Origin of the sequence: Streptomyces silaceus (genome assembly GCF_001419745.1) — a bacterium.
In the GTDB taxonomy this organism is placed as follows: Bacteria; Actinomycetota; Actinomycetes; order Streptomycetales; family Streptomycetaceae; genus Streptomyces; species Streptomyces silaceus.
Genome location: NZ_LIRJ01000635.1, coordinates 1 through 2,461, shown reverse-complemented (window position 1 = coordinate 2,461; position 2,461 = coordinate 1). Strand labels below are relative to the sequence as shown.

Annotated in this window: 2 protein-coding genes; one reads left to right on the top strand and one right to left on the bottom strand. The window is 75.0% G+C overall.

Annotated features, from left to right (window positions below; all coding sequences use genetic code 11):
- Positions 1-999: tetratricopeptide repeat protein (locus AOK22_RS38060; protein WP_157872424.1), on the top strand; the 999-nt coding region annotated here is incomplete at its 5' end.
- Positions 1,000-1,062: 63 nt separating this feature from the next.
- Here the strand turns inward: AOK22_RS38060 and AOK22_RS38055 are convergent.
- Positions 1,063-2,340 (bottom strand): cytochrome P450, encoded by a 1,278-nt coding sequence (locus tag AOK22_RS38055; RefSeq protein WP_055703212.1) that lies wholly within the window; start codon positions 2,338-2,340, stop codon positions 1,063-1,065.
- Between the last annotated feature and the right edge of the window lie 121 nt (positions 2,341-2,461).

The window sequence follows — 2,461 nt, the reverse complement described above, 5'->3', positions numbered from 1 at the left end:
GGCTCCACCACCCCCGACGACCTCGCCCCCACACACGCCGCCGGCTTCCTCTTCAGGGACGCCGGGGCCGCGCAGGACTGGGTGCGCCACGAACTCGACACGCTGCTCGCGGTGTTGCGGGAGGCCGCCGAACGGCCGGGCGTGCCGATCGCGCCCGCCGCCGACCTGCTGCTCGCCCTCGACCCGTTCGCCGAGTCGGACTTCCTCTGGCCCCGGCTCAACGGCCCCGCCGCCGCGCTCGCCGACGCCGCCGCCGAGCGCGGCGACACGTCCGCGGAGATACGCGCCCGCTACATGCTGGGGGGCGGGCTCTGGCAGGTCGGCCGCGCGGAGCAGGGCCGGGCCCACGCGAGCCGCGCCCTCGAACTGAGCCGGACCACGGGCGACGAGGTGATGCTCGGTCAACTCCTCAACGTTACGGGTCTGTTGGTCGGTCGAGGGCACGAGGTGTCGCTCTCCCTGTTCCGGGAGGGCGTCGCCGTGCACGCGCGGCGCGGCAACCTCTGGGGCGAGCTGGAGATGCTGGGCAACACCGCCCAGGTGCTGCGCAGCATGGGCCGCGCGACCGAGGCCCTGGACTGCCTCAACGGAGCCCTGGACCGCGCCAGGCCGCTGGGCTGGACCCTGGTGCGCGTCTACCTCCAGGGCGGCCACGCCCGCACCCTGGCCCGCCTCGGCCGCCCGGCGGACGCCGTCGCCAGCTTCACCGAGGCCCTGGCCGGCTGCCGTGCCGTCGGCTCGGTCTATCTGGAACTGCTCCTGGAGCAAGGTCTCGGCGAGGCCGAACGGGCCCGTGGCAGGACCGGCCAGGCCGCCGCCCACCTGGAGCGCAGCCTGGCGGGCGCGCGCCGGATCGGCAACGAACCGATGCAGGCCGCCGTGCTGCTCGAACTGAGCCGCACGCTCGCCGAGGCGGGCCACGCCGTGCGCGCCGAGGCGTGCCTGCGGGCCGCGCGTGACCTGCACGTCCGCCTCGGCCTGCCCCTGCCGCTGCGCTGACCGGACCCCGGTCGTACCCACACCCGGAGGCACCCGGAGCCCGCACCCCAGCACAACACCTCTCTACGCAGGCACCCGCAGACGCAGCGACTTGAGGCCGTTGATGAAGTGCGAGACCAGTCGGCGCGGCGGCTCCGCGAGGCGCAGTTCGGGCAGGGCCCGCATCGACTCCTCGTAGAACACGCGGAGTTGGAGCCGCGCGAAGTGCGCGCCCAGGCAGACGTGCGGGCCGTCGCCGAACGCCACATGAGGGTTGGGCGAGCGGGACAGGTCGAGGCGGTGCGGGTCGGTGAAGACGCGCTCGTCGTGGTGGGCGGACGCGTGGAAGACGACGACCTTGTCCCCGGCCGCGATGGGCGTACCCGCGAGCTCGGTGGCGCGGGTGGCCGTGCGCCGGAAGCTGAGCACCGGCGGGTGCCGGCGCAGCAGCTCGTCCACGGCGGTGCCGAGGGCGACCTTGCCCTGCCGCAGCCTCTCGTACTCGTCGGGGTTCTCCGCGAGCGCGAGCAGCCCGCCCGGCGCCGCCGAGCGCACCGTGTCGTTGCCCGCGACGGTCAGGAGGAAGAAGAACATCTCCAGCTCGGGGTCCGTGAGTTCGGGGTCCGTGGCCAGGGTGGTCATGATGTCGTCGCCGGGCCGCCCGCGCTTGTGCGCCGCCAGGGTGCCCGCATAGTCGAACATGTCGCGCAGCATCGCGGGCGAGCGCGGATCGACCGGCCTGCCGTCCGGGCCGAGCACCTGCGGGGCCGCCTCGTCGGGGTCCTGGTAGCCGATGACGCGCCGCGTCCAGTGCAGCAGCATGCCGCGGTCGGCCGGCGGCACGCCGAGCAGGTCGGCGAGGTTGAGCAGGGCGTAGTCGTCGGTGACGGCCGTGACGACGTCGAAGGTGCCGTCGCCGGCGCGGGCGTCGGCCACGGCCGCCGCGAGCCGGGTCCTGGCCCGCTCGCGCGCGAGCGTCTCGAACCGCTCCACCCGCCGCGGCGTGAACGCGCGGCTGACGAGCCTGCGCAGCCGCCCGTGGTCGGGAGGGTCCTGGTTGAGCATCATGCGCCGGATGAACGGCAGGTCGTCCGGGGCGGGGTCGCGGATCTGGGTGGCGCCCAGGTGCGAGGAGAAGGTGCCCGGGTCCTTCAGGACGCGCACCACGTCCGCGTGCCGGGTGACGGCCCAGAACCCCGGGCCCGCGGGCCAGCCGAGCACCCCCGGCTCCTCCTGCCAGGCCACGGGGTGGTGGTCGCGCAGGACGCGATAGCGGTCGTGGGGAACCCCCGCCGCGTACAGCCGGGGGTCGAAGACATCGGGAACGGACGGGGACGTCGCCGCCGGGCCATCCGTTCTCACGCCGCCCGCACCCACACCGCCGGATCGCACGTCGCCCGGTCGCGTATCGCCCGCACCCACACCGCCGGGTCGCGCATCTCCCTGTCCCACACCGCCCAGCCCGTCGTCCTCCGTCTCCGCC